Here is a 24973-nt window from a genome sequence, read left to right on the forward strand (position 1 = left end):
TGTACATTTCGCCCCGGACAGGAGTTTTTTACTTCTGCCCGGGGCTTTTTTAATTTTGAAGGAGGAAAACGGAATGAGCAAGGAACTTGCAAAAACCTACAACCCCGGCGAAGTGGAAGACCGGATTTATGATTTCTGGCTGAAGGGCGGTTACTTCCACGCGGAGCCGGACCCGAAAAAGGAACCGTACACCATTGTGATGCCGCCGCCGAACATTACGGGGCAGCTGCACATGGGGCACGCCATGGATAACACTCTGCAGGATATTTTGATTCGCTGGCGGCGGATGCAGGGGCGCGACACGCTTTGGGTGCCGGGCACCGACCACGCCTCCATTGCAACGGAAGCAAAAATTGTGGAGGCTATGCGCAAAGAGGGCATTACCAAGGAGCAGATTGGCCGCGAGGAATTTTTGAAGCGTGCGTGGGCGTGGAAAGAAAAGTTTGGCGGACGCATTGAGCAGCAGCTGCGCAAGCTGGGCGTTTCTTGTGACTGGGACCGCAAGCGCTTCACCATGGATGAGGGCTGCAGCAAAGCGGTTCGGGAAGTTTTTGTGCGCTTGTATGAAAAGGACTTGATTTATCGTGGCGAGCGCATCATCAACTGGTGCCCCCACTGCAAAACCACGATTTCCGACGCGGAAGTGGAGTTTGTGGAGAAGGACGGCTCTTTCTGGCATTTGCGTTATCCGTTTAAAGACGGCAGCGGCTACCTGGAGCTTGCCACGACCCGTCCGGAAACCATGCTGGGCGATACCGCCGTGGCGGTGCACCCGGACGATGAACGCTATAAAGACATCGTTGGCAAAACTTTGATTTTGCCGCTGGTCGGGCGCGAGATTCCGGTGGTTGCGGATGCGTATGTGGAGCAGGACTTCGGCACCGGCGTTGTGAAAATTACGCCCGCGCATGACCCGAACGACTTTGAAGTCGGCCGCCGCCATAACCTGCCGGTCATCAATGTGATGAACGAGGACGGTTCCATCAATGAAAATGGCGGCAAGTACGCCGGTCTGTCCGGCTTGGAAGCAAGAAAGCAGATTGTGCAGGAGCTGGACGAGCAGGGCTTCTTGGTGCGTGTCGAGCCGATTCAGCACAATGTTGGCACGTGCTACCGCTGCCACAGCACGATTGAACCGCGTGTTTCCAAGCAGTGGTTTGTCAAAATGGAGCCGCTGGCAAAGCCGGCGATTGCCGCCGTGCGGGAAAAGAAAGTCCGCCTGATTCCGGAACGTATGGACAAGATTTATTTCAACTGGATGGAAAACATCAAGGACTGGTGCATCTCCCGGCAGCTCTGGTGGGGTCACCGGATTCCCGCGTGGTATTGCGAGGACTGCGGGGAGATGACTGTTGCCCGTACCGCGCCGGACACCTGCCCCAAGTGCGGCGGCGCCCACCTGCACCAAGACCCGGACACGCTGGACACTTGGTTCAGCTCTGCGCTGTGGCCATTCAGTACCTTGGGCTGGCCCGAAAAAACCGCGGAGCTGGCGCATTACTATCCGACTAACACACTGGTCACCGGCTACGACATCATCTTCTTTTGGGTGGCGCGCATGATTTTCTCCGGCATTGAGCAGATGGGCGAGGTTCCGTTTGACACGGTGCTGTTCCATGGCTTGATTCGGGACAGCCAGGGCCGCAAGATGAGCAAGTCCCTGGGCAACGGCATTGACCCGCTGGAGGTGGTTGACAGCTACGGCGCGGATGCATTGCGCTTTACACTGATTACGGGCATCAGCCCCGGAAACGACACGCGCTACTCGGAAGAGCGCGTGCAGGCAAGCCGGAACTTTGCCAATAAGATTTGGAACGCTTCGCGCTTTATTTTGATGAACATCGAGGGCAAAGCGGTGCCGGACGCCCTGCCGCAGGCGCTTTCTATGGAGGATAAGTGGATTCTGCACGCCTTTAACCGGCTTGCCGGAGAGATTAACGACAATCTGGAAAAATTTGAATTTGGCATCGCCGCGCAGAAGCTGCACGATTTCCTGTGGGAGCAGTTCTGCGACTGGTACATTGAAATTGCCAAGATTCGTCTGAACGGCAGCGATGAAGAAGCGGCGCAGCAGGTGCGCCAGGTACTGGTGTGGGTGATGAACCGCACGCTGGCGCTGCTGCACCCCTTCATGCCGTACATCACGGAGGAAATCTGGCAGACGCTGCCGCATACCGGCGAAGCGCTGATGGTTGCGCTGTACCCGCAGTACGACACGTCGCTGACCTTTGTGCAGGATGCGGAAAAGATGGAGGCCATCATGGCGGCGGTGCGCGGCGTGCGCAACCGCCGTGCGGAAATGAACGTGGAGCCGTCCCGCAAGACGAAGCTGTACATTGCTTCGGACAAAGCGGATACCTTCCGCGCAGGGGAAGAAATCTTCAAGCGGCTTGCGTATGCAACCGGCATTGAAACAGCGGCTGCCTTTGACCTTTCGGGTGCGGTGACCATTGTGACGCCGGATGCGAAGATTTTCATCCAGATGGATGAACTGGTCGACAAGGAAGCCGAGCGCAAGCGGCTGACCAAAGAATTGGAAACCGCGCAGAAGGGCTACCAAAACGCGCAGGCGAAGCTGCAGAATGAAAAATTCATGAGCAAAGCGCCCGAAAAAGTCGTTGCGGGCGTGCGTGCCAATGCGGAAAAGCTGAAAGCACACATCGAACTGATTGCATCCAGCCTGGACGCACTGAAATGACGTACGAGGAAACGCTTGCAAAGATTTTTGCGCTGCACCGCTTTCAAAAGGTGCCGGGTCTTGCACATCTGCGCAGCCTGCTGCACATTCTGGGCGACCCGCAGGAGCGGCTTTCCTTTGTGCACGTTGCCGGAACAAACGGCAAGGGTTCCACCAGTACAATGATTGCGTCCATGCTGCGCAAATCCGGGTACCGAACCGGTCTGTTTGTTTCACCGTTTGTTACGGATTTCTGTGAACGCATACAGCTTAACAACCGCCCGATTTCCCACAGGAATCTTGCCCAGGCGGCAGAGGAAGTTTTTCCGCCGCTGCTGAAACTGGAACAGAGCGGGCAGGAAATTTCCGAGTTTGAAGCGATTACCGCACTGGCACTGTATTGGTTTGCACAGCAGGCCTGCGAGGTGGTTGTGCTGGAGGTCGGTCTTGGCGGCCGGCTGGATGCCACCAATGTCATCCGCGCGCCGCTCTGCGCGGTGCTGACGCATATTTCCTATGACCATACGGAGATTCTGGGAAATACGCTGACGCAGATTGCCACGGAGAAATGCGGGATTCTCAAGGAGGGCTGCGAGGTGGTTACAGCCGCCGGACAGGATTCGGAGGCGCTGGCGGTGATTCGCCGCACGGCGCAGGAGAGGCACTGCCGCCTGACGGAAACCGACCCCGCGCTGCTGCAGGTGGCGCAAGAAACGCTTACCGGAACGCGGATGCTGTACGGCACAGAACTGCTGGAGATGAGCCTGCTGGGGGCGTATCAGGTGACTAACGCCGCGGCTGCACTGACCTGCGCGCAGGTGCTGCGTACTCGAAAAGGGCTGTGCCGCATGACCAAGGCATCTGTCGCCGCCGGACTTGCCGCCGCGCGGATGCCTGCCCGCTTTGAGGTGGTCAGCCGCCGCCCGCTTGTGGTGATTGACGGCGCGCACAACCCGGACGGCGCGCGGGCACTTGCGGAAAGTCTGCGCCGCTATCTGCCTGGAAAGCATCTGGTGGCGCTGACCGGTATGTGCGCGGACAAAGACACGGCACACTTTGTGCAGACGCTGGCGCCGCTGTTCGCGCAGGCGGTCACACTGTCGATTCAAAATCCCCGCACCCTGCAGGCAGAGGCGCTGGCGGCGCTTTGGCGGCGGGCCGGTGTGGAAACACATACCGGCAGCTATGCGGCGCAGGCACTGGCGTATGCGGTGCAGCTTGCGGGGGCGGACGGCGCCGTGGTGGTCTGCGGCTCCCTGTACTTTGCCGGGGAGCTGCGCCCGATTGCACTGGAAATGCTGCCGCTGCTTCGGTAAGACGGCTTAAAAATGAAACGATGAAACCGGCACCCTGCTTTGCGGCGGGGTGCCGGTTTTTTTGCTGTCCGGAAAAAATAGAAAAAAGACTTGACAAGCCATCTGTATGAATGTATTATTGTATTACGCACTTAGTACAGTAGAACAATTAAACAGGAAACGTGAGGAGAGAAGCATGACGGAAGCAGTTATTACAGCGAACAACATCACAAAAGTTTATAAAAAGACCGCCGCGGTTTCCAATCTGAACCTTCAGGTGACACAGGGGGACATTTACGCGCTGGTTGGGCAGAACGGCGCGGGCAAAACCACCCTGCTGAAAATGATCTGCGGCCTGACCCCGCCGACTTCCGGCAGTCTGGAGCTTTTCAGCCAGACCACGCCCCACAGTCTGGCGGCGGCGCGCGCGCACATGGGCACGATGATTGAAACGCCCGGCTTTTACCCGTATCTTTCCGCAAAAGACAACCTGGCGTATTACCAGATGCAGCGCGGCAGTAAAAACAAGGCTGCCATCGGCGAGGTGCTGGAATTTGTTGGGCTGGCGGACGCGGGCAGCAAAAAGTTCCGCGACTTTTCGTTGGGCATGAAGCAGCGCCTCGGCCTTGCGTCCGCCATTGTGGACAGCCCGGATGTTTTGGTTCTGGATGAGCCGATTAATGGTCTGGACCCCATGGGGATTAAGGAGTTTCGTGAAATTATCCGCAAGCTGAATCGAGAACGGAAAACCACCATTCTCATTTCCAGCCATATTCTCGGTGAACTTTCGCAGATTGCCACGACCTATGGGTTCATCAGCCACGGCGAGATGGTGGAGCACATCAGCGCGCAAAATCTGCAGGAAAAATGCCGCAGTTATCTGCGGATTGACACCGACAATGCGCAGACCGCCGCAAACCTGCTGCAAAGCCGGTGCGGCTGTCGCAACTTGGAAATCGTGAATGCACACACGCTGCACGTCGGGGAACGGATGGATGATGCGGGTATGTTTGTCAAGGAACTGGTGGAAAACGGCATCACGGTTTCGCAAGTGTACCGCGCGGGTATCAATCTGGAAGAATACTTCATTCAGCTGATTGGGGGAACAACGAATGCTTAAACTCATTTTTGCGGATTTTTATAAAGTGTTTCACCGCACTTATTTTTATGTTTTGACACTGGTGCTCGCTGCGCTCGCTGTTTTCGTGGTGGTATCGCTGCATACTGGCTCACCGCAGGCGGATACGGTCAGTGTGGCGCTGCAGCTGGCTTTGCAGTATTTGGTGATGCCGGTCATGGTCTTGCCATGCTTGACGGATATTGTTTTGAATGAGGAGTACCGCGAGCACACGGCAAAAAACACCATGGCCTATGGCACCAACCGGGTGATGCTTTACAGTGCCAAGCTGATTACGGCATTTTTGCTGGGTGTGCTCATGATGGCTGTGGTGCTGGGTCTGTATTTTGCTGCTTCCATGGTTCTGCTGCAGCACGACACAGCGCTGACCGGCGCGCTGCTTGGCGAGTTCTTTATCCGCATCGCCGCGTCCTGTGTGGTTTATGCGGCGTGTCTGGGCATGGCGGCTTTCTTCAGTACGCTGTGCAGCCGCAATACGCTGTGGCTGTTCCTGTTTTACGGCGCGTTCCTGTTTTCTGACCTGCTGCTAAAGCTGCTGCGTTTGGACGGCGGTACGGCATATTTGCTGAAAACGCAGATTCTCTCCGTCAGCGGAAATCCGGTGAATCAACTGCTGCGGCCGGTGCTGATTTCTCTGGCGACGCTGGTGCTGTTTTACGTGGCGGGAACCGTTCTCTTCTGCAAGAAAGACATGAGCTGACCACAAGAAAAAGAAAATAGAAACAGGAGGGCATTTCCCTCCGGCGTATCTCTCTCCCTTCGCTTGCTGCGTTGGGTGGGGGATACGCTTTTTTTATGCGCAGACGGCGCGGTGTGCAAACGCGGCATTTTGCGGGCGCTTCTGCACAGGAATCGCCTAAGTTCTATGATTTATGACTTAATAATTACGTTACTTATTTATATGTGACGTGAAAAGCATCGTATGGCACTTCATACGTCTGGGGCGAGAAAACAGGCGCGATTTTGCTTTGTACCGGACTATATTAAAATTTATCACAAAAATATTTAATTTTATAGAAAAGTATTGACAATATAGCGCATAAGACTTATACTTTACCTCGTAAAATAATGACGTAATTATAACGTTATTAAACGGAGGAGGCGCTTTTTTTGAAAAAGCCAGTCAAACAGTCTGTTTCCATTGCTTTGATTCTGGCAGCCGTTACCACCATGGCAACCGGCTGTCAGGGAAATGCCGGCGGGGAATCCGGAAAAACCGACGCCAACGGCATCAAGACCTTTTCGTTTTACCAGCTGGGGGCAACCACCGCAATTGACCTTTCTAACACCACGGTGGGCAAGGAAATCACCAAAAAGACCGGTGTCAAGCTCAAGTGTGACTATCAAGTCGGCGGCGACCAGGCAACCATTGCCACCACGCAGACCGCAAGCAGCGACTATGACGACTTCCTCAACTGTGGAAACGAATTCGATGTTTACCGCGACGCGGGCGCACTGGTTCCGCTGGAAGACTACATAGAGAAATACGGCACAAACATTAAGAAATGGTACGGCAATGACTTGAAAAAACTGAAAGACCCGAAGACCGGCCATATCTACACACTGTCGCCTTCGCGCAAGCCGGTGACGCCGCTGTATGCAACGGCAGGATTTTATGTCCAGAAGCGCGTGCTGGCCGCGAATAATTATCCGCGTAACATGACCCTGGATCAGTTCTTTACCATGCTTGAAAATTTCGTGAAGAAGAACCCCACCTATCAGGGTAAGCAGGTGATTCCTTTTGAGGCGCGCGGCGACAAAGACGGCCTGTACCTCATCAGCAATGTCGGCAATTATCTGGCGGGCCGCCCAAACACCGGCGGTTCCTACTTTGACGCGGACGGCACCGCGCACAACTTCGCGCTGGCGTCCTGCACGCACGACTACCTGAAAAAGCTGAATGAGGAAGCGCTTAAAGGCATTGTGGATTCGAACATTTTTGCGCAGACGCAGGATCAGGAGCACGCCAACATCGCAAACGGCAGAGCACTGGCGTTTTATGACGAGAGATGGTCTATTACCCAGCAAATTCAGTCACTGGAACAGCAGAAAATGTACGATGAAGTGCCGATTGCCATTAACGTGACGTTTGACGGCTCTACCAACGAATCCTACAACGGCATTTCCAGCATTACAGCTTCACAGGGCGTCTGCATTTCCAAAAGCTGTAAAGACCCGGTCGCGGCGTTTCAGTTTTTGGACGCCATGTGCAGCGAGGACATCATGAAGCTGGTCAATTGGGGTATTGAGGGGCAGGATTATGAAATGAAAGACGGCAAGATGACCCTGACCGATAAACAGCTTGCACGCATGGACGACACGGACTATGCACAGAAGCAAGGAGTCGGCTACTGGTGGGTTTTCCCGCATCCCAATCTGGATGCCGACACGAAGTTCAGCGACGGCAACGCTATTTCGCCGCAGAATACGGAAACATATGTTAGTTCCAAGTATAAATCCTATGAAAAAGAAGTGCTGAAGGCGTACAACATCCCAACTTTTTATGAGATGTTTAAGCCCTCACAGGACTCCAAATTCGGGTTTGGCTGGGACATTACCATTCCGGATTCCATGACAGACGTAAAGACCGCTTCCCAGAAATCCAGCGAGCTGACGCAGAGGTATCTGCCAAAGCTAATCTTTGCAAAAAGCGGCGAGTTTGAGTCGGTTTGGGAGTCTTATAAAAAGGATATGACCGCCTGCCACTATGACGCTTCCGATGCCTACCTGACCGAACAGGCGAAGAAACGCATTCAGGATTGGAATTAAGGCGTCGCTGCGCACGCTTCCTGTTCCTGAGCAAAACGGAGAAACAAGTTTGACGCAGGGTTTGAGTTCTGCTTGGTTTTCGTCTTGGCTTTCAGACAAAATCCAGGCAGGATCCAAACCTTTTTTGAAAACAGCGCAGCACTGCGTGCTGCATTTGTAATTGGAGGGATTGAAGATGGGAAAATCAGGCGCAGCCGCATCTCAGCTGTCGGGAAGAAAACGGAACGGAAACGGAGGATTTGCCGCCTCCTGCGGCGGCTCTCACAAGCGATTTTCCGAGCGGGTGTTTGAGCAGAAGGAACTGATTTTGCTGACACTGCCGTTCGTTGTTCTGCTCTTTGTTTTTAATTATGTGCCGCTCTGGGGCTGGATTATGGCGTTTCAAAACTACAAGCCGGGGCTGGGCATCTTTCAGTCGGAGTGGGTGGGGCTGGCAAACTTTAAGGCTCTGTTCGGGGACTCCGAGTTTTACATTGGTATCCGCAACACGCTGGGCATCAGCATCTTAAAGCTGGTTACCGGTTATGCTTTCTCCATCCTGCTGGCAGTGCTCATCAACGAAGTGCGTGTCAGCTGGTTTAAGCGGACGGTGCAAACCATTTCCTACCTGCCGCATTTTGTCTCCTGGGTAGTGGTTTCCGGCATTGTGTACAGCTGCCTTTCCACGGACGGCGGCGTGGTCAACACGGTTCTGCTGCACCTGCATTTGATTTCCAAGCCGATTTCTTTCATGGGAACTGCCAATCTGTTTTGGGGTATCATGGCAGGGTCTGACTTGTGGAAAGAGGTCGGGTGGAACTCTATTATCTACATAGCAGCCATGTCCGGCATTGACAGCTCGCTTTATGAGGCGGCGGATATGGATGGTGCCGGCCGGCTGCGCAAGATTTTTCACATCACGCTGCCGGGCATTCTGCCAACGGTTAAGATCCTGCTGATTTTGAGCATCGGCAGCATTTTGAATGTGGGGTTTGAGCAGACCCTGCTGCTGTCCAATTCGCAGACATTGGATTACTCCCAAACGCTGGAGCTGTATGTTTACAATTACGGCATGGAAATGGGCCGGTACTCGTTTGCAACGGCGGCGGGTATTTTTAATTCGGTGGTTTCTCTGGTGCTGGTGACCACGTTTAATAAGCTTTCGCGGGTCGTGACCGGCGAAAGCGCCTTTTAAGCGGCGAAAGGAGGAAGGATTCTATGAAAAGGAAAAAGTTCACCTCCAGAAAGACGACCGGGGATTTGATTTTCGACACCGTCAATGCAGTCCTGCTTTTGCTTCTGGTGGTGGTGACGCTGTATCCGTTTTTAAACACGCTGGTGTATTCGCTCAACGACCCGCTGGATTCTGTGAAGGGAAACCTGTACCTTTGGCCGCGGGTTTTTACGCTCAATAACTACACGGTCATTTTAAAGCAGCCGAGCATTTACACAGCGGCTCTGGTTTCTGTGCTGCGGGCGTTCATCGGCTGTCTGCTCAACGCGCTGTGCAGCGTGGTGGTGGCTTACACACTGACCAAAAAAGACTTTGTCTTCCGTAGGTTCTATTCCTACTTTTTCATTTTTTCCATGTACTTCAGCGGCGGCTTGATTCCCAGTTACTTCTTGATTCGGGATCTGCACCTGATGAACAATTTTCTGGTTTACATTCTTCCGGCGATTGTCAGCGCATGGAACATCATGGTGGTCAGAAGCTATATTGCCGGCCTGCCGGCGAGTTTGATTGAGTCCGCCAAAATTGACGGCGCCAATGAGCTGAAGGTGATTTTCCGAATCGTGGTTCCGCTGAGTATGCCGGTGATTGCCTGCATTCTGCTGTTTGTGGCAGTGGGGCAGTGGAACTCCTGGTTTGACACCATGCTGTACTGCGCCAATAACCAGTCGCTCAGCACGCTGTCGTATGAACTGGAGAAGGTGCTGCAGTCTTCCATGACCATTTCGCAGCAGAACTCCTCTGCCAATGCGCTGCTGCCGGAAAAACTGCGCAACGTGGTGACCCCGCAGTCGACACGCGCGACCATGACCATCGTTTCCATCATCCCCATCCTATGTGTGTACCCCTTCATGCAGAAATATTTTGTAAAGGGCATTACATTGGGCGGAGTGAAAGGATAAACCGAATTTTTAGGAGGGTAATTACGTATGCAATCTGTTCAAATTATCGGAAAAGACCTGCCGAATATCCCGTGGCAGGAAAAACCGGCGTCCTGTAGGGGCGTCATCTGGCGGCACAGCGGCAACCCGATTCTGCATTGGGAACCGACGCCGAAATCCGCGCGGATTTTTAACAGCGCGGTGGTTCCGTACCGGGGGGCTTTCATCGGCGCGTTCCGCGCGGACCACAAAGATGGAATTCCGCAGATCCACCTCGGCAGAAGTGCGGACGGCCTCAATTGGGAAATTGAGGATGAGGAAATTCACTGGGTGGATGAGGCGGGCAAGCCGTATCAGCCAAACTATGCCTATGATCCGCGCTTGGTGGAACTGGATGGCCGGTATTACTTTACCTGGTGCACTGACTTTGGCGGTGCGGCGCTTGGCATGGGCGTGACGGATGATTTTCACACATTTGTCCGTCTGGAAAATCCGTTTATTCCGTTTAACCGTAACGGCGTACTCTTTCCGCATAAAGTCAACGGAAACTACTTGCTGCTGAGCCGGCCGAGCGACAGCGGACACACGCCGTTTGGGGATATTTTTCTCAGTGAAAGCCCGGATCTGGTGTACTGGGGCCGTCACCGCCGGGTCATGACCAAAGGCGGCGGTTGGTGGCAGAATGTAAAAATCGGCGCGGGCGCGGTGCCGATTGAAACCAGCGAGGGTTGGCTGCTGCTGTACCACGGGGTTTCCGGCACTTGTAACGGCTTTGTGTACAGCTTTGGCGCGGCGCTGCTGGATTTGGAACAACCGAGCAAGGTGCTGTACCGCAGCCGCGATTACCTGCTGACACCGGAGGAACCCTATGAAACCACCGGATTTGTGCCCAATGTGGTATTTCCCTGCGCAACGCTGCAGGATGCCGCAACCGGCCGCATTGCCATTTATTACGGCTGTGCCGACACGTTTGTTTCAGTGGCTTATACAACGGCGGAAGAGCTGGTCGGTTGGCTGAAAGCCAATTCGCGCTTGCTGCCGGGGGACGATGTGCTTTACCGGTAAAAGGTGCACCGGTTTCTTTTTTGCAGGCGCAGACCTTGACAAACCGGCAGGTTCTATTATACTTATTGTGTAACGTAAATTCGCAAGAAGTGACGTTATCGATAAGGGCTAGGGCGGAAATCGGAAAATTTTAAGCAAATTGTTGGTTTCTGCGGAAGATTTGCCGGCGCTGCCTGAGCGGAATCTGTAAGGAGAAGCGGATCTATGAAAAAAAAGGTCAGTATGCAGGACATTGCCGACAGCGTAGGCGTGTCAAAAGTGACCGTGTCAAAAGTGCTGCGCGGCAAAAACGACGTCAGCGAAACCATGTGTCAGAAAATTCTCAGCGAGGCCGACCGACTGGGATATGTTTACAGTAAAAAGGCGGCGCCAAACGGGGTTTCAAAAATCGCGGTGCTCACCGCAGAGCACTTTTTCGGCGGCAACAACTGCTTCTATGTGAAGCTGTACAAATACCTGTCCGAAGCACTGGAAAAGATGAGCATTGATGCGGTTCTCAGCATTGTTGACCAGTTCAGCGAGGAGAATCTGGTGATTCCCGAAAAGGTGAAAAACCGCGAGGCGGACGGCGTGATTATCATGGGTCAGCTTTCCCGAAGCTATGTGGCCGGTTTGACGGCGCTGCAGATTCCGCTGGTGTTTCTGGACTTTTATTACGATGGCTTTGATGTGACCAGCATCAACACCGACAACTTTTTCAATATGTATGAGATGACCAACCTGCTGATTCGGGCAGGCCACACGAAAATCGGCTTTGTTGGCAACTTAAGCTACACCAGCAGCATCCAGGACCGCTTTCTGGGGTACTGCAAGTCGCTGCTGGAGCACGGCATTCCGTTGAACCGCAGTTGGCTTTTGGACGACCGTGAGAGCAACGGCACATATGTGGTGGCAAAGCTGCCGCAGAAAATGCCGACGGCGTTTGTCTGCAACTGTGACGAAGTCGCGATGCTGTTTATCCAGAACCTGAAAGAACACGGCTATCGCGTGCCGGAGGATGTTTCCGTTACAGGCTTTGACGACTCCGGCCACTCGCTGATGAGCGTCCCGACCATTACCACCGTACACGTAAATCTGGAGGAGATGGCGTTCCTCGCAGCAAAGGCGATTGTCAAGGACATCGGCAGCAAAAAGCCGAAAAACCGGATTTTGCTGAAAGGAACACTGGTCGCACGGGACTCTGTGCGGGCGCTGCCGGAAACGTCCGGTGGCTGCGCTTAGCCGCCAGATTTTATGCAAAGCAAAACCGCACCTGCTGCTGCAACAAAAGGCAGCGGGTGCGGTTTTGCTTTGCGGAAAGTGTGCGAAAAGGGCTGGACGGGGGCGAAAAAGGAGTTTATACTAGGAAAGGTATCCGGCAGAACCAAACAGCTGCCGGAAGATGTTTTGAAAAGCGTGCGCGGCGGTTGAGCGGTGGGCGCAGATGCCATTTGGATTGGGAGGAACAGGGATGAAACAGGTTTTGACATTTGGAGAAATGCTGATGCGGCTGAAAACGCCGGGTTACAGCCGCATTTTGCAGGCGAACAGCTTTGAAGCCACCTTTGGCGGCGCGGAAATGAATGTGGCGGTTTCACTGGCACAGTTTGGGGATGCGGTCGGCTGTGTGACGAAGCTGCCGCAGAACCCGCTGGGCGACGCGGCGCGCAACACCCTGCGCCGTTACGGCGTGGATACCTCGCGTGTGCTGCGCGGCGGGCCGCGCCTCGGCATTTACTTTTTTGAAAAGGGTACGGATATTCGCCCGACCAATGTCGTTTATGACCGCGCGGGCAGTTCCTTTGCCACGGCAAGGCGTGCCGAGTTTGACTGGCCCCGGTTGCTGCAGAATGTGGGCTGCTTCTATTTTTCGGGAATCACCGCGGCGGTATCACCGGAGCTGGCAGCGGCGCTGGAGGACGCCCTGCGCTGCTGCCGGGAAAACAATATTCCCGTTGTTTGTGACCTGAACTATCGCGGAAAAATGTGGGCACCGCAGCAGGCGCAGCCGGTCATGAATCGGCTCATGCAGTACGTGACCGTCTGTATTGCCAACGACGAGGATTTTGAGGCGAGTTTGGGCATTGCTGCGTTTGACGGCGATATGAGCCGCGGCATTGAGCAGATTGCGCAATTCCGCAGCTCCATGCAAGAGATTACCAAGCGTTACCCTGCCTGCAAGACGGTGGCAAGCGTGCTGCGCAATATTCATTCTGTGGACGAAAGCGAGTGGATGGGCATTCTGCTGCAGGACGGGCAGTTTACGGAAACGGCTGTGCGTAAAATCCATGTGATGGAGGGTGTCGGTGCCGGGGATGCATTCGGCGCCGGTCTGGTGCACGGACTTCTGCACCGGAAGCAGCCGCAGGAGGTTATCGATTTTGCCTTGAGTGCCAGCGTACTGAAGCTGATGATTGGCGGCGACCTCAATCTGGTAAAAGAGCAGGAAGTGGCGGCCGTCATGCAGAAAGGTGCAGGTGCAAGGCTCAGCCGCTGAAAATGAGCAGCAAAAAACGGAGTATTCGGTAATTTTCCGGATACTCCGTTTTTTGCTGTGTCCAAAGAATGGCTGCAATCAGTTTTTCAGTGTTTGTGCTGCGGAAGAGTCTCCTTTGTGTCTGCCATTTTCCAGGTCATCGATGATTTTGGCGTAGAATTTGTCTAAGTCGAAGAAAATCATGCAAACTACAACCACGATGACCAAAATCACCGGAACCACGGTAAATGCAACATTGATGGCAGACAGCGCCTGCGCGGACTGCACTTTGGCGGATGCTTCAAAGCCACCCGCGCTTAAAATCCAGCCCAGTGCGGCGGTGCCGATGCCGGAGCCAACCTTGGTGCAGAACGAAGAAGCGGCGTTGCCCATGCCGGTGGTACCGAAGCCGTTGAGCCACTGTCCGTATGTAATGGCATCCTGCAGCAAACCGAACATGGTTGCCGCGCCGCAGCCAAAACCGATACCCTTAATCACGGAGCAGACCACCTGCGCGGTCAGACTGCTGCCGACCATCGCGGTGCCCACAAAGCCAACCACCGAAACCACCATGCCGAACAGCATGGTGTAGCGTTTGCTGACTTTTTTCATCAGGAACGGCGTGACGAACATGGTGATGATCTGCGCGAGCGACAGTGCATTGGAGATGGGAGCGTAGGTGTTCATATCGTTCATGTTGTACTGTGCAAAGTAAGCGGCGGAGCCGAAGAAGCACGACATCATGAAATACATGGAGAACAGAACAATGACCATGAGCACCCAGTATTTGTTTTTGAAAAGCCCTTTAACAGATTTGCCGAAGGAAATCTTCTGTGCGGAGCCGTCCTGTGTGGTGTTTTCAACCACGCGTTCTTTGCAGAAGAAAAAGGTAAAGAAGTTGAGACCGATGGTAATCAGTGACAGAATCACATAGGTCTTCGTCCAGCCGGCGGGGTCGTACTGATTGCCGTTGCCGAGGCCGGTGACCATTTTCAGAACAACGGTGTTTACGGTCATGGTACCGGCGGTAGCCAGCAGCATCCGGAAGTTGCCCAGCAGACCGCGTTCATACTGGTTGGTGGTCATCAGCCCGTTGAGGGAGGCGTACGGCACGTTGATGCCGGTGTAGAAAATGGAAGAAACCATGTTGCCTTAAATATTTTTTTCATGTTTTCACGAAAATATGTTATAATGAGCTGTAAATTCTTGCGAACGGAACGCTTTTTTGTGAATATAGAATATTTGCTGCGGCGCGTTTCGCAGCAGCTGCACACCATTGTGCGGCAGTATGGCAGCCGGGGAGAGCGTGCGCGGTGTATCTGCGAGCGGGTCGGTTTTCAGGACAGGCTGCATGAGCCTGCCGGTCGTAAAGCTGCGCTGCGTGCCGTCGGCGGGGTTCCGCTGATTTACAGCACTGGCGCGGCCGTTACTTACGCGGCAGTGGATGCGGGCAGCAGCTGCCTGCTGATTGGCCCGCTTCAGCTCAGTGATGGGCAGGAAAGCCTTTTTGCGCTGTCTGTGCCGGAAAGTCCGTCGGCGTGGCTGGAGCAGGTGTACCGCTGCTCGTGCAACGCACTGTTTTGCGAAGTGCTGCTGCTGTATAATTTGTTCCATACGCAGACGATTTCCTCGCGGGAAATTTTGGCGGTTAATTACGGCGGCGACACGATGCGGGAGGTGCAGAAGGAATTTTCTGAACTGGTCTTTGAACAGCAGGAGACGGGTACGAAGCACAACCCTTACGACCAGGAGGTGCGGGAAATGTCCAGCGTGCGCAGCGGCGATATGCAGCGGCTGAAAAAAAGCTGGGCGGAAGATTACGTCGGTAATCTCGGCGTGCTGGCGAAGAACCGCCTGCGCAGCTTTAAGAATCTGGCGATTGTACTGGTGACGCTTGCAAGCCGCGCGGCTATTGAAGGCGGGATATTGCCGGAGGATGCGTTTTCTCTGAGTGACAGCTACATTCGGAAGATTGAAGAGCTGCAAAGCCCTGACCTTGTGACACAGGTGGGCAGACAGGCGGAGTATCAATACACCTGCATGGTGCACGCGGTGAAAGAGCGCAAAAAAAATCACGCGCACCGGAAAACTTCCGATCCGCGCGTGGAACAATGCAAGGCTTATATTTACACGCATCTGCATGAAAAAATCAGTATTGCGCAAATTGCCGAAAAGCTGCAAATGCACCCTAACTCCTTATCAGCGCTGTTTAAATCCTGCGAAGGAGTGCCGATGCGCGACTTCATCTTGGACAAAAAGGTGGACTTGGCAAAAAATCTGCTCATGTATTCTCCATATTCGTTCAGTGAAATTGCCGCTTACCTTGGCTTTTCCTCGCAAAGTCATTTGGGTACACAGTTTAAAAAACGAACCGGCATAACGCTGCGGCAGTACCGGGCACAGTATCGCGTGCAGGAGTTTTTGGACGGCCAGCAGGAACATTACCGGTAAAAGGAAACAAACGCTGCCAGCTCGCCGCTGTGGTTGCCAGTCAGGTCGATGTTTCCGCCGAGTTTCTGCAGCAGTTCGGTGCGCAGCGCGATGCCGTCTGTCTGAAACAGGTACGCGCGCACTCCCTCACAGCAGTTGTTGATGTTTTTCTGGTAGTTGGAAAAGCGCGGGGCAAATTCCTGCAGAATCTGCCGCACGGAGCTGCCGTAAAAGCAGGCGGAGGGATGCAGAAACGTCTGATAATTGGCCTTCCAGTCGCGGACAAAGTTTGAATTCTGCAGGTTGCGGCGGATGGAGGCAATCATCTTTTCTATAAAAGCCGGGTATTCGCTTTCCTTTAGAGCAGCCACTTCTTCAATCAGCTCATCGCGTTGGCTGAACAGCATCTGCGTTTCCTTTGGGGAAAGGGTGTACAGGAAGTTGCGCAGCGAGAGCAGCTCGCGGTTCTGGTGGGTGACCATCTGCTTCATCAGGCGGTGCAGCAGGAAGCGGCGGTATTCTGTCATTTCCAAACCGCGCATGAATGTCCCCCAGAAGTAGGTAACCACCAGTCTGGCGTCCGCCATATCGATAGGTTTATCTGCGGGGTTCGGCGCAGAGAGGGAAGCGGCGGTATTCTGTCATTTCCAAACCGCGCATGAATGTCCCCCAGAAGTAGGTAACCACCAGTCTGGCGTCCGTCATATCGATAGGTTTATCTGCGGGGTTCGGCGCAGAGAGGGAAGCGGCGTTAATTTGACCGAGCAGGTCGCTTAGGGCAGACTCCATGTCCAGACTGTCCAGGATGCTTTCCAAACAGTACCGGCGCTGCTGCAGATCTGCTTCCTGCTCAGAAAGGGCTTTCAGCCTGCGAATCAGGTAGTAATTGGCGGTGTGTGGGTAAGTCAGCATACTGCGGATATCCTCCACAGAAAGATCCAGCTGGCGCAATTTGCGTACTGCCAGCAGTTTCTGCAAATCCTCTGCAGAAAAGTCCAGATAGCCGTTTTTGCTTTCAGATGCAGGTGCAAGGATGCCTGCTTGGATATAATAATAGATTGCTTTTTTTGTCAGTCCGGTTTTTTTAACCACTTCATGAATACGCAAAGCTGCGGCCTCCTTAAAAGAAGTGTTCCCCAGGGGAATGCATTTTGCTCGGATTTCAGGGAATCTTTCATAAAATCATGCTGAAATAGCGCTGATAGATATACTATATATGGAATTTTACTGAAAAACAAGTCCCCCCCCCTTTCGTCAAAAATGCAGACTTGACTGTTGCAGCGGGCAATATGTTACGATTTTAACAAAAGACAGCAGTCTGTCTTTCAAGAAAGACCAACACACGAAAGAAAGGAAGCAGAATTATGTACGAAAAATTATTTTCGCCGTTTCAGATTCGTGGTTTGCAGCTGAAAAACCGCATTGTCCTGCCCGCCATGGGGACGAAGCTTTCCGGCAACGGACGTGAAGTGACCGACCGGCTGATTCAGTATCAAGTTGCCCGTGCAAAAGGGGGAAGCGGACTGAACCTTGTAGAGGTGGCCAGTGTGCACACCCCCAGCGCGCCGCGGCACTTTCTCTCTATCAGTGAGGATTCCTACATTCCCGGCCTGCGCCGGTTGACCGACGCCATCCACGCGGCGGGCGGCAAAGCGGGCATCCAGCTTTGGCAGGGCAGCCTGGCAGTCGGCATGGACAAAGCCGCCATGGTTCTGGTGGCGAGCGATATGCCGGTCAGCCCGGAAATCACGCTGCCCGGCATCACGAAAGAGCAGATTGCGGAAGTCGTGATTTGCTACGGCAAGGCTGCGCACATAACTACCTGCCGCATTCTTTCCTTTCCGGCGGCATCAACCACCGCACGGACGAGTACGGCGGCAGCTTTGAAAACCGCGCACGCTTCCCACTGGAGTGTATCCGCGAAATCCGTGCCAACCTGCCGGACACCATGCCGCTGTTTATGCGCATTGACGCACAGGACGATTATCTGGAAAATGGCCTGACCATTGAGGATGTCATTGCGTTCTGCAAGCTTGCGCATGAAAATGGTGTGGATGTGCTGGATGTTTCCCGCGGCAATATCCTGACCGCCGGTCTGAAGTACGAGGTGCCGCCGGTGGATCTGCCGAAGGGCTTTAATGTGGACAACGCCGCCCGTATCCGCAAGGAAACCGGCGTGCCAACCATCGGCGTTGGACGCATTAACGAGCCGAATCTTGCCGAGCAGATTCTGGATGAAGACAAGGTAGACCTGGTCGTGATGGGCCGGGCACAAATCGCGGATCCGGAATTTTGCAACAAGTGCAAGGCAGGAAAAACAGAGGATATCGACTACTGCGTGGGCTGCAACCAGGGCTGCTACGACGGCTTTGCCGACGAAAATACCCCGTTCATCACCTGCCTGCGCAACCCTGCGGTCGGCAGGGAGGCGGAGTGCGAGCTGAAACCGACCGAAACGCCGCGCACGGTGCTCATTGCGGGCGGCGGCGCCAAGCTTTCCGGCAATGTGGTCGTCATCGGCGGCGGCATGGTCGGCATGGAAGTGGCAGAGTACCTGAGCGAGCGCGGCTGCAAAGTGACCGACTTGGAAATGATGAAGGAATTCTGCGCGGATTTGGGCGCGCCGCGTAAAATCTTCGTAACGGAAAATATTTTCAAAGACGGTATCAACCCGGTCACGGAAGTGAAAGTGACTGCGATTGAGCCGGGCAGGGTTGTGGGCGAGAAAGACGGCAAAGCCGTGGAATTCCCCTGTGATTACGCAGTGCTGGCAATCGGGGTGCGCTCTCTGGACAGCAGTGCGCTGGAGCAGGCATGCTATGACAATGGCGTTGCGTATTTCGCCATCGGCGACGCGGCGAAAGCGCGCAGAGCACTGAACGCAACCCGCGAGGCGTTTGACGCGGCGCTGACCTTTGACAAGCCGGAGGTTTACCGCGACGCCTGCAAGCCGAAAAAAGTGGTGTTCCTGACCGGTGCTTCCGGCACAATGGGGCAGGAAACCCTGAAGCAGCTGCTGGCGCGCTCCTCGCGCTTCCGTGTGCGGGCGCTGGTGCGGCCGAGCCAGAAAACCGCGCGCTGATGAAAAAGTACAATCACCCTGCCCTGCAGGTCATCTGGGGCGACCTGACCAGCTATGAGGATATCCTGCGCGGTGTGACTGGTGCAGATTACGTGCTGCACATCGGCGCCATGGTTTCTCCGGCGGCGGACAAAGACCCGGAGAAAACGCTGTACACCAACATTGGCTCTACGCTGGCCATCATCAAGGCCATCAAGGCGCAGCCCGACCCGGACAAGGTACACCTGTGCTACATCGGTACGGTTGCCATGACCGGCAGCCGAATGCCACCGGTGCATTGGGGCCGTGTGGGTGACCCGATGAATCCCTCTATTTTCGATTACTACGCGCTTTCCAAGGTGTTCAGCGAGCGCGCGGTTTATGATTCCGGTCTGAAGCACTGGGTTTCTATTCGGCAGACCGGGCAGCACCCGCCGGCCCAGAGCGCCGGACAGGAGCCAATCATCTTCCATCAGCCGGTGAACAATGTGCTGGAGTGGAGCACCGCGGTGGAGTCCGGCATCTGCATGGCAAATGTGTCGAGGACTGGGTGCCCGAAAGCTTCTGGTGCAAGGGCTACAACCTTTCCAGCGGCCCGAAGTGGCGCCTGACCTGCTGGGAGTTTTCCAACAAATCCATGGAGCCGCTCGGCATGAAGTTTGAGGATGTGTTTGACCCGCGCCAAATGTCACGCTTCAACTTCCACGGGCACTACTACACCGATTCGCAGGCACTGGACGACATTCTGCATTTCCGCTGCGTCGATTTCGACCAGTACTGGGCCAACGTGAATGCAGAGGTGGAGGCGATGATGGCAAACCCGATGATCCGCGCTATGATGCCCACGGCAGAGCAGATGAAGCAGGGGAACGCGCAGGTTGCCAAAAAGCCGATGGGCTTCAGCTGGATGTTCGACACAAACCAGGAGGACTGGATTCACGCGTTCTTCGGCAGTCGCGAGAAGCAGGCAGCTATCCCGAGTTTTGAAGAGGGCTTCAAGCTGTACCATCCGGATGATCAGCACCCGACGTATTTGGACCACGGCTACGATGAAAGCAAGCCGCTGGAACAGCTTACCAAGGCAGATTTGGACAAAGCGGCGGCGTTCCGCGGCGGCGAATGCCTGGAGGACAACCACGGCGATATCTACAAGCCAATCGCATGGAAGTGCGCCGACGGGCATACTTTCCATTCCAGCGTCAACGCGGTGCTCAACGGCGGCCACTGGTGCCCGGAGTGCTTGGCGCATGAGTGGAACTACGCAGCCATGGCAAAGGTCAATCCGTTCTATGCGCAGGTTTGGAATCCGCAGCATGACGCGGACGATGATTACTGCATTCCGATGCAGTACAGCGCATATGACATTACAAAGAAAATCGAAGAGGAATTAAAGGAGAAATAATCATGTTACTGGACAACAAACTGGCAGTTGTTACCGGCGGCACACGCGGCATCGGTCTTGCAACCGTACGAGCCTTTCTGGCAGAAGGCGCCACCGTGGTACTGTGCGGTTCCCGGCAGGAAAGCGCAGACCGTGCGGTGGCAAAGCTCAAAGCGGAAAATCCCGCCGCAAAAGTGGAGGGCATCGCACCGAACCTGACCGACCTTGCAAGCGTGGAGGCTGCGTTTGCGGAAGTGCAGAAGAAATACGGCACCATCGACATTCTGGTCAATAACGCAGGCGTTTCGGATTCAACACCGACTGCAAAGTACACCGCAGAGCAGATTGATAACGTTCTGGATTTAAACGTAAAGGGCGTGATGTACTGCGTGCGCGCCGTGGTGCCCATGATGCAGGCAGCCGGCAAGGGGGTTATTCTGAACACCAGCTCCATGGTTTCGGTCTGCGGGCAGCCGGGCGGCATTGCTTATCCGGCCAGCAAGTTCGCGGTCAACGGTCTGACGCTTTCTCTGGCGCGGGAGCTTGGCCCCTGCGGTATTCGTGTCAACGCGGTTGCACCCGGCATTACCGACACGGACATGATGCGCGCGGTGCCTGCGGAGTATATGCAGACCCTGATTGCCACCATTCCGCTGCGCCGGATCGGCACACCGGAAGACATTGCGAATGCATTTGTATTCCTTGCGAGCGAAAAGGCCAGCTATGTGACAGGCACCGTCCTGCACGTAGACGGCATGGCAAGAACCTGAAAATTGAAAAGGAACTGACGGTTTCGTCAGACTCCGGCTTTTCGGCCGCTGCGGAGAAAAGGCTCTGCGGCGGCTTTTTGCGTTCAGGGGGCACGGCGCGCGGCCTTGCGGTACTGCAGGGGGCTTTGCGCGGCCATTGCGGAAAAACGTGTGGAAAAGTTCGCTTCATTTACGAAGCCGGTGCGGCGGGCAATCTCCCCGACCGGCAGGTCAGTTGTAACCAGAAGTTCCTTGGCGCGTGTAATCCGGCAGCGCAGCAGGAAATTGTACGGGGTGGTGCCAATGTACTGGCGGAACAAACGCAGAAAATAGGATTTGCTGATGTGCGCGGCGGAAACCAAGTCGTCCAGTGCCAGCGGTTCATCATAGTAGGTGCGAATGTGCTCCGCCGCGCGCTGCACCAGCGCACGGTTGGAGGCGGCCGTGTCATTTTCCAGTGTTTGCACCGCCATGGCGGAAAGCAGGGTGTGAATCGCCAGCCCCTGCCGCAGGATGGAGGGCATGGTTTCTGTGGGAATGCAGGCAAGCAGCTGCTCAAACGGCTCGCGCGCAGTCAGCGCGGAAAGCGGCACTGCGGTGATGTGCAGTGGATTTAAAACCGGCTCTATCGCCTGCACACCGCTGCCGTCGATGTGCGCCCAGTAATGGTGCCAGCAGCTTGCCTCCGGCGCGGTGCAGTAGCTTTGCGGCTGTCGGCAGTTAAGCAGCAGCGCCTGTCCGGGCGGCAGCAGCACGGTGGTGTCGCCCTGCTCAATCAGCCCCGCACCGCGCAGCGTGAAAAACAGCAGAAAACTGTTTTTTTCCGAACGTGCAGTGGAAAAATGCGCGTTGCCGTAAAAAAGCCCGGCTTCTGTGCAGCGGTAGGGCTGCGCCAGTGCGGCGGCGCCCGGCGTGGTGCGCAGCCAGACGCTGCGCGGCTCAAAGTCCAGATTGCAGGAGAGCATTTTGGGTTCCTCCCGAAAAAATAGAATTTTGCAAAAGAACAGAAGAATTATACGGATGGATGGGCGAAAAGCCCTGTGTTATACTCAAAAAAGCAAAAAAATTCATTCGTTTTTACAATGTCATTTTAGCAAAAAGGAGCAGGGTATGCAAACCTATTATTTGGCGGTGGACATCGGCGCCTCCAGCGGCCGGCACATTCTGGGTCATGTGGAAAACGGCAAAATGGTGTTGGAGGAGGTTTACCGCTTTGACAATACGCAGATTCGCAGAAACGGTCACGACTGCTGGAACCTGACGGCACTCTGGCAGCACATTCTGGCGGGAATGCAGGCGTGCAAAAAGCTGGGAAAGGTGCCCGCGACCATGGGCATTGACACCTGGGCAGTGGATTATGTTCTGCTGGACTGCGACAACCAGATTCTGGGGGACGCGGTGGCTTACCGCGATAAGCGCACTGCTGGGGTGGACCGCGCGGCGGAAGCACTGGTACCTGCCGAACAGCTTTACAGCAGAACCGGCATTCAGAAGCAACCGTTCAACACGCTTTATCAACTGCTGGCACAGAAAAAGGAGCATCCGGAGCAGCTGGAGCAGGCTGTGCATTTTGCCATGCTGCCGGAATATTTTCATGCGCGCTTAACCGGAATCCTGCAGAATGAGTACACCAATGCGACTAGCACCAATCTGGTCAATGCGCGCACCAAGACCTGGGACCGTGACCTGCTGGCGGCGTACCGGCTGCCCGTGCGGATTTTCGGGCCGCTTGCCATGCCGGGTACGCGGCTCGGCTCCCTGACCGAAGCGGTTCAGCAGGAAGTGGGCTTCGACTGTACCGTGGTGCTGCCTGCGACGCACGACACCGGCTCCGCGTTTCTGGCAGTTCCGGCACAGGACGACTGCTCGGTGTTCCTTTCTTCCGGTACCTGGAGCCTATTGGGGGTGGAAAACACCCGGCCGATTACCGACGAAGCGTCCCGCGCGGCGAACTTTACCAATGAAGGCGGCGCGTGGTACCGCTTCCGTTACCTCAAAAACATCATGGGTCTGTGGATGATTCAGTCCATTCGCCGGGAGCTTAACGGCGTTTCCTATGTGGAGGGCAGCGGCGTACAGACCCGCGCGGCAGAGAAAAAATGGAGCTTTGACGACCTGCTTGCCGCGGCGCAGGCTTCCACGTTTTCCGGCTTGGTGGATGTGGATGACGAGCGCTTTCTTGCCCCACAGAGTATGTGCGAGGCGGTTCGGGAAGTCTGCCGCACCGGCGGGCAGCCGGTGCCGGAGCAGGTGGGCGACCTGATGCGCTGCGTTTACCGCAGCCTTGCCCGCTGCTACGCGCAGAGCATCCGGCAACTGGAGCAGCTGACCGGAAAAACCTATCGCACGATTCACGTGGTCGGGGGCGGCTGCAAGGACGGATATCTAAATCAGCTGACTGCAGACGCGTCCGGTCTGCCGGTGCTTGCAGGGCCGGTGGAGGGAACCGCACTGGGGAACCTGCTGGTACAGATGATTGCGGCAGGGGAGTACCCCTCGCTGGTGGAAGCACGCACGGCGATTGCCGAAAGCTTCCCCATACAGCGTTTTGCTCCGGCACCGTTTGCAGAGCAGTCCAAATCATAAGAAGGAACGGAATGAAAGGAGCCAGGTTATGAGCTATCAGGAAGCAAAAGAACGCTATGCCGCACTGGGAGTCGACACGGAGGCGGCGCTGGCGGCGTGCGCCGACAAGGCGGTCAGCATCCACTGCTGGCAGGGTGATGATGTTGTTGGATTTGACAACAAGGACGGCGGTGCGGGAAACGGGATTCAGACCACCGGCAACTACCCCGGCCGCGCGCGGAATTTTGAGGAACTCAAGGCGGATTTTCTGCAGGCGGTCCGGCTGATTCCGGGCAAAAAACGTATCAACCTGCACGCCTGCTACGCGGTCTTTACCGAAGCACACCCGTGGGTTGACCGCGATCAAATCACCTATGACCACTTTGCGCCGTGGGTCGCGTTTGCTAAAGAACACGGTTTCGGCATTGACTTTAACCCCACCATTTTCAGCCATCCGATGGTCAAGGAGGGGCTGACACTTTCCAGCCCGGACGAAACCGTCCGCCGGTTCTGGATTGCGCACTGCATTGCCTGCCGCCGGATTGCGGAGCGCATGGGTGCGGAACTGAACGACCAGGTGCTGAACAACGTCTGGATTCCGGACGGCTTTAAGGACGTGCCCGCCGACCGCTTGGGGCCGCGTATGCGGCTGAAGGCTGCGCTGGATGAAATTTTTGCAGAGCCGTGCCCGCACGTCATCGACTCTGTGGAAAGCAAATTTTTCGCCATCGGCGTGGAGTCGTACACCACCGGTTCCAATGAATTTTATATGAGCTACGCGGCGCGTCATCCCGGGGTGTACAATCTGCTGGATGCCGGGCACTTTCACCCGTCCGAGTACATCAGCGACAAGATTCCGGCGCTGCTTTGCTTCTTTGACAAAGTGCCGCTGCACGTTACCCGGCCAGTGAACTGGGACAGCGACCATGTGGTGAATTACACAGATGAAATCCGTGAAATCTGCAAGGAGATTGTCCGCTGCGGCGCGCTGGATAAAGTGCTGGTGGGGCTTGACTTCTTTGATGCGTCCATCAACCGTGTGGCTGCGTGGGTCATCGGCACGCGCGCCTTTGAGCAAGCGCTGCTCAATGCCCTTCTGCAGCCGGACGAGGAACTTAAGCGCCTGCAGGACACCGGGGCGTTTACCAAAAAAATGATGCTGATGGAGCAGGCCAAAATTATGCCTTTCTCAGACGTGTGGGCAGAGTACTGCCGCCGCGAAGGCGTGCCGGCGGATGAAAGCTGGTTTGCCGAGGTTCAGCGGTACGAAGACGAAGTCCAGAGTAAGCGTGGGTAA

At 55.1% G+C, this 24973-nt stretch carries 21 protein-coding genes, 1 pseudogene and 1 other annotated feature (1 of these 23 only partly in view); of the genes and pseudogenes, 18 read left to right on the plus strand and 4 right to left on the minus strand.

Features of this window, described 5'->3' with window-relative positions:
- Positions 1-19, plus strand: a binding site (T-box leader); it begins 199 nt to the left of the window's first position.
- A gap of 54 nt (positions 20-73) precedes the next feature.
- The 10 genes from PXC00_RS02290 to PXC00_RS02335 all read left to right on the plus strand — a co-directional run bounded on the left by PXC00_RS02290 (position 74) and on the right by PXC00_RS02335 (position 13511).
- Positions 74-2698: a valine--tRNA ligase gene (locus PXC00_RS02290; protein WP_275845762.1), complete on the plus strand. Its 2625-nt coding sequence runs from the start codon at positions 74-76 to the stop codon at positions 2696-2698.
- A complete protein-coding gene (locus tag PXC00_RS02295) occupies positions 2695-3993 on the plus strand; it encodes a bifunctional folylpolyglutamate synthase/dihydrofolate synthase (protein ID WP_275845761.1) in 1299 nt (432 codons plus the stop codon). Before PXC00_RS02290 ends, PXC00_RS02295 begins: the two co-directional genes overlap by 4 nt.
- A 175-nt stretch (positions 3994-4168) precedes the next feature.
- Entirely contained in the window at positions 4169-5092 is a 924-nt protein-coding gene (locus PXC00_RS02300; protein ID WP_275845760.1) for an ABC transporter ATP-binding protein, read from the plus strand.
- Positions 5085-5810, plus strand: coding sequence for an ABC transporter permease (locus tag PXC00_RS02305; RefSeq protein WP_275845759.1), 726 nt, complete (start codon positions 5085-5087; stop codon positions 5808-5810). Before PXC00_RS02300 ends, PXC00_RS02305 begins: the two co-directional genes overlap by 8 nt.
- Before the next feature lie 410 nt (positions 5811-6220).
- Positions 6221-7879 (plus strand): type 2 periplasmic-binding domain-containing protein, encoded by a 1659-nt coding sequence (locus tag PXC00_RS02310; RefSeq protein WP_275845758.1) that lies wholly within the window; start codon positions 6221-6223, stop codon positions 7877-7879.
- 175 nt (positions 7880-8054) lie between these two features.
- Positions 8055-9053, plus strand: coding sequence for an ABC transporter permease (locus tag PXC00_RS02315; RefSeq protein ID WP_275845757.1), 999 nt, complete (start codon positions 8055-8057; stop codon positions 9051-9053).
- Between the two features lie 23 nt (positions 9054-9076).
- Positions 9077-9991, plus strand: coding sequence for a carbohydrate ABC transporter permease (locus PXC00_RS02320; protein ID WP_275845756.1), 915 nt, complete (start codon positions 9077-9079; stop codon positions 9989-9991).
- 27 nt (positions 9992-10018) lie between these two features.
- Complete coding sequence (locus tag PXC00_RS02325; RefSeq protein WP_275845755.1) at positions 10019-11035, plus strand: glycoside hydrolase family 130 protein; 1017 nt, start codon at positions 10019-10021, stop codon at positions 11033-11035.
- 204 nt (positions 11036-11239) lie between these two features.
- Positions 11240-12256 carry a LacI family DNA-binding transcriptional regulator gene (locus PXC00_RS02330; RefSeq protein ID WP_275845754.1) on the plus strand — a complete coding sequence of 339 codons (1017 nt, stop codon included), beginning with the start codon at positions 11240-11242 and terminating at the stop codon, positions 12254-12256.
- Between the two features lie 229 nt (positions 12257-12485).
- Positions 12486-13511 (plus strand): sugar kinase, encoded by a 1026-nt coding sequence (locus tag PXC00_RS02335; protein ID WP_275845753.1) that lies wholly within the window; start codon positions 12486-12488, stop codon positions 13509-13511.
- A gap of 78 nt (positions 13512-13589) precedes the next feature.
- Here the strand turns inward: PXC00_RS02335 and PXC00_RS02340 are convergent, their stop codons facing one another.
- Positions 13590-14636, minus strand: a complete 1047-nt coding sequence (locus PXC00_RS02340; protein ID WP_275845752.1) for an MFS transporter — start codon at positions 14634-14636, stop codon at positions 13590-13592.
- 81 nt (positions 14637-14717) lie between these two features.
- Here PXC00_RS02340 and PXC00_RS02345 point away from each other — a divergent pair, with 81 nt between their 5' ends.
- A complete protein-coding gene (locus PXC00_RS02345; RefSeq protein WP_316935052.1) occupies positions 14718-15941 on the plus strand; it encodes a helix-turn-helix domain-containing protein in 1224 nt (407 codons plus the stop codon).
- Here the strand turns inward: PXC00_RS02345 and PXC00_RS02350 are convergent.
- On the minus strand, positions 15932-16507 hold the full coding sequence (locus PXC00_RS02350) for a hypothetical protein (protein ID WP_316935053.1): 576 nt from the start codon (positions 16505-16507) through the stop codon (positions 15932-15934). The two genes, PXC00_RS02345 and PXC00_RS02350, sit on opposite strands and share 10 nt — an antisense overlap.
- A gap of 10 nt (positions 16508-16517) precedes the next feature.
- On the minus strand, positions 16518-17027 hold the full coding sequence (locus PXC00_RS02355) for a MerR family transcriptional regulator (RefSeq protein WP_275845748.1): 510 nt from the start codon (positions 17025-17027) through the stop codon (positions 16518-16520).
- A gap of 257 nt (positions 17028-17284) precedes the next feature.
- Here PXC00_RS02355 and PXC00_RS14105 point away from each other — a divergent pair.
- The 5 genes and pseudogenes from PXC00_RS14105 to PXC00_RS02375 form a co-directional block, all read left to right on the plus strand.
- Positions 17285-18177, plus strand: a pseudogene (locus PXC00_RS14105) (NADH:flavin oxidoreductase); the annotation flags it as partial.
- 279 nt (positions 18178-18456) lie between these two features.
- Positions 18457-19002, plus strand: coding sequence for an FAD-dependent oxidoreductase (locus PXC00_RS14110; protein WP_407654324.1), 546 nt, complete (start codon positions 18457-18459; stop codon positions 19000-19002).
- On the plus strand, positions 19002-19592 hold the full coding sequence (locus PXC00_RS02365) for an NAD-dependent epimerase/dehydratase family protein (protein ID WP_275845747.1): 591 nt from the start codon (positions 19002-19004) through the stop codon (positions 19590-19592). The genes PXC00_RS14110 and PXC00_RS02365 overlap by 1 nt, the downstream gene beginning before the upstream one ends.
- The gene (locus PXC00_RS02370; RefSeq protein ID WP_316935054.1) at positions 19532-20383 is read left to right on the plus strand and encodes a hypothetical protein; all 852 of its coding nucleotides are present in this window, start codon (positions 19532-19534) and stop codon (positions 20381-20383) included. Before PXC00_RS02365 ends, PXC00_RS02370 begins: the two co-directional genes overlap by 61 nt.
- Positions 20384-20385: 2 nt before the next feature.
- Positions 20386-21132, plus strand: coding sequence for an SDR family NAD(P)-dependent oxidoreductase (locus tag PXC00_RS02375; protein ID WP_275845745.1), 747 nt, complete (start codon positions 20386-20388; stop codon positions 21130-21132).
- A gap of 83 nt (positions 21133-21215) precedes the next feature.
- On the opposite strand, the gene PXC00_RS02380 is transcribed toward PXC00_RS02375, so the two are convergent.
- A complete protein-coding gene (locus tag PXC00_RS02380) occupies positions 21216-22076 on the minus strand; it encodes an AraC family transcriptional regulator (RefSeq protein ID WP_275845744.1) in 861 nt (286 codons plus the stop codon).
- A gap of 145 nt (positions 22077-22221) precedes the next feature.
- Here PXC00_RS02380 and rhaB point away from each other — a divergent pair, with 145 nt between their 5' ends.
- Positions 22222-23697: a rhamnulokinase gene (gene rhaB / locus PXC00_RS02385; RefSeq protein WP_275845743.1), complete on the plus strand. Its 1476-nt coding sequence runs from the start codon at positions 22222-22224 to the stop codon at positions 23695-23697.
- A 28-nt stretch (positions 23698-23725) separates the two neighbouring features.
- Positions 23726-24973 carry an L-rhamnose isomerase gene (locus PXC00_RS02390; protein ID WP_275845742.1) on the plus strand — a complete coding sequence of 416 codons (1248 nt, stop codon included), beginning with the start codon at positions 23726-23728 and terminating at the stop codon, positions 24971-24973.

Source organism: Caproicibacterium argilliputei, from assembly GCF_029211325.2.
GTDB lineage: Bacteria > Bacillota > Clostridia > Oscillospirales > Acutalibacteraceae > Caproicibacterium > Caproicibacterium argilliputei.

Coding starts and splice junctions, on each gene's coding strand:
- PXC00_RS02320 (WP_275845756.1), top strand. CDS start 9,077: ATGAAAAGGAAAAAGTTCACCTCCAGAAAGACGACCGGGGATTTGATT.
- PXC00_RS02335 (WP_275845753.1), top strand. CDS start 12,486: ATGAAACAGGTTTTGACATTTGGAGAAATGCTGATGCGGCTGAAAACG.
- PXC00_RS02330 (WP_275845754.1), top strand. CDS start 11,240: ATGAAAAAAAAGGTCAGTATGCAGGACATTGCCGACAGCGTAGGCGTG.
- PXC00_RS02375 (WP_275845745.1), top strand. CDS start 20,386: ATGTTACTGGACAACAAACTGGCAGTTGTTACCGGCGGCACACGCGGC.
- PXC00_RS02325 (WP_275845755.1), top strand. CDS start 10,019: ATGCAATCTGTTCAAATTATCGGAAAAGACCTGCCGAATATCCCGTGG.
- PXC00_RS02365 (WP_275845747.1), top strand. CDS start 19,002: ATGAAAAAGTACAATCACCCTGCCCTGCAGGTCATCTGGGGCGACCTG.
- PXC00_RS02290 (WP_275845762.1), top strand. CDS start 74: ATGAGCAAGGAACTTGCAAAAACCTACAACCCCGGCGAAGTGGAAGAC.
- PXC00_RS14110 (WP_407654324.1), top strand. CDS start 18,457: ATGGAAGTGGCAGAGTACCTGAGCGAGCGCGGCTGCAAAGTGACCGAC.
- PXC00_RS02350 (WP_316935053.1), bottom strand. CDS start 16,507: ATGGCGGACGCCAGACTGGTGGTTACCTACTTCTGGGGGACATTCATG.
- PXC00_RS02380 (WP_275845744.1), bottom strand. CDS start 22,076: ATGCTCTCCTGCAATCTGGACTTTGAGCCGCGCAGCGTCTGGCTGCGC.
- PXC00_RS02305 (WP_275845759.1), top strand. CDS start 5,085: ATGCTTAAACTCATTTTTGCGGATTTTTATAAAGTGTTTCACCGCACT.
- PXC00_RS02340 (WP_275845752.1), bottom strand. CDS start 14,636: ATGGTTTCTTCCATTTTCTACACCGGCATCAACGTGCCGTACGCCTCC.
- rhaB (WP_275845743.1), top strand. CDS start 22,222: ATGCAAACCTATTATTTGGCGGTGGACATCGGCGCCTCCAGCGGCCGG.
- PXC00_RS02315 (WP_275845757.1), top strand. CDS start 8,055: ATGGGAAAATCAGGCGCAGCCGCATCTCAGCTGTCGGGAAGAAAACGG.
- PXC00_RS02295 (WP_275845761.1), top strand. CDS start 2,695: ATGACGTACGAGGAAACGCTTGCAAAGATTTTTGCGCTGCACCGCTTT.
- PXC00_RS02300 (WP_275845760.1), top strand. CDS start 4,169: ATGACGGAAGCAGTTATTACAGCGAACAACATCACAAAAGTTTATAAA.
- PXC00_RS02390 (WP_275845742.1), top strand. CDS start 23,726: ATGAGCTATCAGGAAGCAAAAGAACGCTATGCCGCACTGGGAGTCGAC.